At 71.5% G+C, this 5,560-nt stretch carries 7 protein-coding genes and 1 pseudogene; 1 reads left to right on the top strand and 7 read right to left on the bottom strand.

Annotation, left to right across the window (positions count from 1 at the left end; genetic code table 11):
* Positions 1 to 859, top strand: an 859-nt coding sequence (locus tag J1C73_RS11530) for a methyltransferase (RefSeq protein ID WP_207316280.1), incomplete at its 5' end; no start/stop codon positions are given.
* Between the two features lie 82 nt (positions 860 to 941).
* On the opposite strand, the gene J1C73_RS11525 is transcribed toward J1C73_RS11530, so the two are convergent.
* From J1C73_RS11525 to J1C73_RS11495, 7 genes and pseudogenes are all read right to left on the bottom strand, one after another.
* Complete coding sequence (locus J1C73_RS11525; RefSeq protein ID WP_207316279.1) at positions 942 to 1,274, bottom strand: TcmI family type II polyketide cyclase; 333 nt, start codon at positions 1,272 to 1,274, stop codon at positions 942 to 944.
* Between the two features lie 75 nt (positions 1,275 to 1,349).
* The gene (locus J1C73_RS11520; RefSeq protein WP_123466899.1) at positions 1,350 to 1,829 is read right to left on the bottom strand and encodes an SRPBCC family protein; all 480 of its coding nucleotides are present in this window, start codon (positions 1,827 to 1,829) and stop codon (positions 1,350 to 1,352) included.
* A 1-nt stretch (position 1,830) separates the two neighbouring features.
* The gene (locus tag J1C73_RS11515) at positions 1,831 to 2,088 is read right to left on the bottom strand and encodes an acyl carrier protein (protein WP_207316278.1); all 258 of its coding nucleotides are present in this window, start codon (positions 2,086 to 2,088) and stop codon (positions 1,831 to 1,833) included.
* A gap of 40 nt (positions 2,089 to 2,128) precedes the next feature.
* Positions 2,129 to 3,379 carry a beta-ketoacyl synthase N-terminal-like domain-containing protein gene (locus J1C73_RS11510; RefSeq protein WP_207316277.1) on the bottom strand — a complete coding sequence of 417 codons (1,251 nt, stop codon included), beginning with the start codon at positions 3,377 to 3,379 and terminating at the stop codon, positions 2,129 to 2,131.
* Complete coding sequence (locus tag J1C73_RS11505) at positions 3,376 to 4,644, bottom strand: beta-ketoacyl-[acyl-carrier-protein] synthase family protein (protein WP_207316276.1); 1,269 nt, start codon at positions 4,642 to 4,644, stop codon at positions 3,376 to 3,378. Before J1C73_RS11505 ends, J1C73_RS11510 begins: the two co-directional genes overlap by 4 nt.
* Positions 4,641 to 5,075, bottom strand: a complete 435-nt coding sequence (locus tag J1C73_RS11500; RefSeq protein WP_207316275.1) for a cupin domain-containing protein — start codon at positions 5,073 to 5,075, stop codon at positions 4,641 to 4,643. The genes J1C73_RS11505 and J1C73_RS11500 overlap by 4 nt, the downstream gene beginning before the upstream one ends.
* 76 nt (positions 5,076 to 5,151) lie before the next feature.
* Positions 5,152 to 5,560 (bottom strand): annotated as a pseudogene (locus J1C73_RS11495) (TcmI family type II polyketide cyclase); the annotation flags it as partial.

Genomic DNA, 5,560 nt, shown 5'->3' with positions numbered 1-5,560 from the left:
GCAGCCGCTGCAGCGGCTGCTGCGCGCCCTGTCCTGCTACGGCGTCTTCACCGAGACCGCGGACGGCGCGTTCACCCACACCGACATGTCGCGACTGCTGCGCGAGGACGACCCGAACAGCCTCCGGTACATCTCGCTGTGGTGCACCGAGCCCTGGACCTGGGACGTCTGGCCGCGGCTGGAGGACGCGGTGCGCTCCGGCCGCAACGTCTTCGAGGACGTGCACGGCAAGGAGTTCTTCGACTACCTCCACCAGGACGCGCACGAGTCGGCCCAGGTGTTCAACCGGGCCATGACCACGTCCAGCATGCAGTCCGCGCTGGACGTCGCCGCGCTCCTCGACCTCACCGGGGTGTCCGTGGTCGCCGACATCGGCGGCGGTCAGGGGCACGTACTGGCGAGCCTGCTGGAGAAGCACCCGTCGGCGAGCGGCACCCTGATGGATCTGCCGGGGGTGGTGGCGCGGGCCGACGAACGCCTGCGGGACGGCGGCTCGCTCGCCGGCCGGGCGTCCATCGTGGCCGGGGACTGCCGTGAGGGCATCCCGGTGGCGGCCGACCTCTACATCATCAAGAACATCCTGGAGTGGGACGACGACAGCACCCGCCGGGCGTTGCGCAGCGTCGTCGCGGCGGCGCGTCCGGGGGCCCGGCTCGTCGTCATCGAGAACCTCATCGACGACACCCCCTCGATGCGGTTCACCACCGCCATGGACCTGCTGCTGCTCCTGAACGTCGGCGGTGCCAAGCACACCCGGCAGAGTCTGGTCGACCGGCTGTCGGAGGCCGGGCTGCTCATCGGCGAGATCCGGCCGGTCAACCCCTACCTCCACGCGTTCGAATGCGTGGTCCCGGGCTGACTCCCTCGTTCCGGGCAGCACGCGGATCGCCCCGGGCCCGGCCGTAAGGCCGGGCCCGGGGCGATCCGCGTCGTCAGGCTCGTCAGGCCGGGGTGTCGCGCTCCCAGCAGTAGAACTCCTGGGCCATCGCGTCCTTCGGCCCCCGCCAGGTCTGCGGGTCGTACGGGCTGACGTAGGCGGTGAGCCGGTCGCTGATGTCCTTGAACGCCGGGTGAGCGGTCACCTTGGCGATCTCCGGGCCCGGCGGGCGCTCGGACTCGATCAGGTGCAGATAGACGTCGCCGAACTGGAACAGCTTGCGCCGGGTGACGCCGACCAGGTGCGGCAGCTCACTGCTGTCGGAGGCGGCGAACAGTTCGGCGATGTCCGGCGCCGACTCCGGGGCCATCCGGGCGACGATCAGGGCGTGGTGCATCGGGTGGTGCCTTTCTGTACCCGGGCCGGGACCCGGCCGGGAGGCCGGGTGGCCGGACCGTCGACGAACGGGACGTCAGCCGGCCGTGACGGACGCCGAACGGCGCTCGCGGTCGCGCTGCTCGATCTTGTCCCGGATGAGCTCCATCTGGACGCGCGAGTTGCGGTTGATGTTGTCGGTCATCCAAGCGTCGTCGACCGGGGCGTCGGGGCGCATCGCGAAGTCCTGCGCCCAGTGCATGCGGGTGCCGCCGGGGACCTCGGAGTACTCCCAGTGGATGTCCATGTGCTGGAACGGACCCGGCTCGACGCGGCGGGCCGAGACGGAGCGGCCGGGCCGGTCCGTGGTGCGCTCCGAGACCCAGCTCCACACCTTGTCGTTGTCGTCGGGGTGCATGGTCAGGCGGAAGGTGGTCCGCTCGCCGTCGCGCTCGATGATCTCGACCGCGGCGTACTCGCTGAACAGGTCGGGCCAGTTCGCGAGGTCGTTGGTCATGTCCCAGACGAGGTCCAGGGGGGCGGCGATGACGATCTCGTTCTCGGTGTGTCCGGACACATCAGGCTCCTGTCATGAGGGTGTTGTTGACGAGGTCGAGGAACTCGCCGGGCGTCCTGCACCGGTCGGCCTCGGCCGGCAACGGCTGTCCGTGCCGGTTCTCCAGCACGCCGACGATGCCGAGGAGGCCCAGCGAGTCGAGGCCGAACGCGTCGAAGGCGGTGCCGGGGCGGTTCTCCATCTCCCGGGGGTCGACGGTCAGTCCGGCGCCCTTCCTCATCAGGGCGGCGAGCTCGTCGTAGGTCAGTCGATCGGTCATGAGGGGGTTCTCCTTCTCACGAGGGGTGTCGGTGGGGGACTCACGCGCCGCGGCCGTCGGAGCGGCGCAGCACCATCGCCGCGTTCGAGCCCATGAGGCCGCGGCTGAGCACGAGCGCCGTCCGCAGTTCGGCGGCGCGGGCCCGTCCGGTGACGACGTCGAGGTCGTGGCACACCTCGAAGACGTTGGGCGTGGGCGGGATCTGACCGTTCTCCATGGCGAGCACGGCGGCGGCCGCGTCCAGTACGGGGGCACCGCAGTACGCCCGCCCGATGCCGGTCTTGGGCGCCGTGACCGGGACGCGCCGGCCGTGCGCGCCGAGCGCGTCGGCCAGCGCGAGCGCCTCGGCGCGGTCGGCCTCGAAGACTCCGAGGGCGTCCGCGAAGACCACGTCGATCTCCTCGGGCGCGCAGCCGGCCTCCCGCAGCGCCCCCTCGATGGCGTGGGCGAGCCCCTCGCGGGACTCCTCCCAGCGCATCGCGGTGGTGAAGGTGGCGGCATGGCCGGCGATCTCGGCCCTGACCCGGGCGCCGCGCTCCCGGGCCGCGCCCTCCTCCTCGAGCACGAACATCGCGCCGCCCTCGGCGGGCACGAATCCGCAGGCGTCCGCGGTGAACGGACGGTAGGCCCGCGTCGGGTCCTCGCAGGCGCTCAGGTCCCGGTAGCCGAGCTGGCAGACGACCGAGTAGGGCGCGAGCGGGGCCTCGGCCGCGCCGACCACCACCGCGTCGGTGCCGCGCCGGACCGACCGGGCGGCGTGGGCCAGTGCGTCCAGGCCGCCGGCCTCGTCGCTGGCCACCACCGCGCACGGCCCCTTGAAGCCGCCGCGGATGGAGATCTGGCCGGTGCTCGCGGCGTAGAACCAGGCGATCGACTGATAGGGGCCGACGTACTTGGAACCCTGGCCCCACAGCCGTTGCAGCTCGCGCTGGCCGAACTCGCCCCCGCCGGAACCGGCGGCGGTCACCACGCCCACGCTGAACGGATTGTCCTCGTAGTCGGCGCGGCCCAGCCTTGCGTCGTCCAGGGCCATGTCGGCCGCGGCCATCGCGAAGTGCGTGAACCGGTCGGTCTGGACGAGGTAGCGCTCCTCGATCAGACTGACCGGGTCGAAGCCCCTGACCTCTCCCGCCACGTGCAGCGGGAGCTCCTCGCACCCTTCGCGGGTCACCCGGTCCAGGACGCTCATGCCGTCCTGCGTCTGCTTCCAGAAGGTCTCGGTGCTCGTGCCGTTGGGGGCGACGACGCCGATTCCGGTGACGACGGTGCGCCGGTCCTCTCGGATGCTCATGGTGTCCTCCCACCGGTTCTGGTCAGGGCCACCGCGGACTGGAAGCCACCGAAGCCGCTGCCCACCGAGAGGACGCTGCGCAGCTTCAGCGAACGCGCGGTGCGCGGCACGTAGTCGAGGTCGCACTCGGGGTCCGGGGACTCGTAGTTCGCCGTCGGCGGAACCGTCTGATGGACCAGGGCGAGTACGCAGGCCGCGATCTCTATCGCCCCGATCGCCCCGAGCGAGTGGCCGACCATCGACTTGATGGAGCTCATCGGCACGTCGTGGGCGTGCGCACCGAGGGCCCGCTTCACGGCTGCGGTCTCGTGCCGGTCATTCTGCTTGGTGCCCGAGCCGTGTGCGTTGACGTAGTCGATGTCCGAGGCGGCGATCCCGGCGTGGCCGAGCGCCCGGTTGATGGCCTCGGCCATCTCGAGACCCTCCGGGGTCAGCCCGGTCATGTGGTACGCGTTGCCGAAGGTCGCGTAGCCGGCGATCTCGCAGTACACCGTCGCCCCGCGGGCGCGGGCGTGCTCCAGCTCCTCCAGGACGAGCACGGCTCCGCCCTCGCCCATCACGAAGCCGTCGCGGCGGGAGTCGAAGGGCCGGGAGGCGTGTTCCGGGTCCTCGTTGTTGGCCGAGGTCGCCTTGATCGCGTCGAAGCACGCCACCGTGATCGGGGTGATCGGGGAGTCCGACGCCCCCGCGATGCAGACGTCGACGCGGCCTTCCTCGATGGAGTGGAAGGCGTAGCCGATCGCGTCGAGGCCGGAGGTGCAGCCGGTCGAGACGGTCTGCACCGGACCGTGCGCTCCGACCTGCTCGGCGACGGCGGAGGCCAGCGAACTGGGTGAGAACGCCCGCTCCAGATGGGCCCCGGCGGGGCGGTGGTCGACGTCCCAGCGTGCGCCGCTGTCGCTGACGGCGACGTAGTCGTGCTCCAGCCGGGTGGTTCCGCCGACCGCGGTGCCGAGCGAGACGCCCATGCGCCAGGGGTCGGTGCGCTCCTGGTCGAGGCCCGCATCGGCGAGTGCCTCGCGGGCGGCCACCATCGCGAACTGGACGTACCGGTCCGAGCGGGCGACCTCGTCCTCGTCCAGTCCGTACGCCGCCGGGTCGAAGTCGCACTCGGCCGCGATCCGGGACCGGAAGCCGGCCGGGTCGAAGAGCGTGATGCCGCGTGTCGCCGTGCGGCCGTTGGCGAGAAGGTCCCAGAAGGCCGGTGTGCCGATCCCGCCCGGAGCGACGACTCCGACACCGGTGACCGCCACGCGCCGGGTCATGAAGCGGCCTCGGTTCGTTCTGGCGGCGCGCCCCGCTCGGCGGAGTCGGTGTGCTCGGTGTCGACGTGGCCGAGCTCCGGGCGGGGGGCGAGCGGCCCCAGGTGGAAGACCATGCGCGCCTCGATGTCGCCCACGTTGCGGAAGCGGTGCCGGACGTTCGGAGGGATGAGCAGCCCCTGGTCGGGCCGCATCGCGTGCGGTTCACCGTCCAGGTCGACCTCCAGGAGCCCGTTTACGACGTACACGAACTCCTCCGAGTACGGGTGGTAGTGCTCGCCGATGCGGTCTCCGGGCTGAACAATGGCCAGTCCCATGAAGCCGCTGGTGGCACCCACCGCCGTCGGGGTGAGCAGAGCGCGCAGGTCACCTCCGCGCCTGCGGTTGGGCTGGGTCTCACTGAGGTCCACGATGCGTGGCCGGTGCATGGTCATGACTGTTTTCCTCCTGGCGCGTTGTGCGTTGTATCGACGGGTCGGGCGAGAACCCCCCAGGGTGCTGATACGCGGTTCAGGAATCCGCGGCCCGCCGGTCGGTGATCAGGTGCATCCCGGCGCGGGTGAGGAAGCGCGCGGCGTCCTGGTCGCTGGTCGGTGCGGAGTTCGCTTCCCCGTCGAGGAGGCGGGCGAGCCTGGCCGCCTTGTCAGGGCCGTGGATGCCGAGCGACACCGCGGGCTGTGCGTCAAGGGGGCCGTCCATCTCCAGGAGCCGGACGACGACGTCGTCGCGCTGGAAGATCGTGCTGCTGTCGATGGGGCTGCCGGCGTCGTCGGCCTCCTCCTCGTCGTGCTCCGCCAGGAGCCGGGCCAGGGCCATCCCGCAGCCCTCCTTGGCCTGGTAGAACAACGCGTGGCGCTTGAGGTCCCTCTCGGCGTGGCGGCCCGTCGTCACGCGGTGGACGGTGGGCAGCGCCGCCCGG

It is taken from the genome of Streptomyces laculatispora, assembly GCF_017353455.1.
GTDB lineage: Bacteria > Actinomycetota > Actinomycetes > Streptomycetales > Streptomycetaceae > Streptomyces > Streptomyces laculatispora.
The sequence above is the reverse complement of the archived record's forward strand: the minus strand, read 5'-3'. Positions and strand labels throughout refer to the sequence as shown.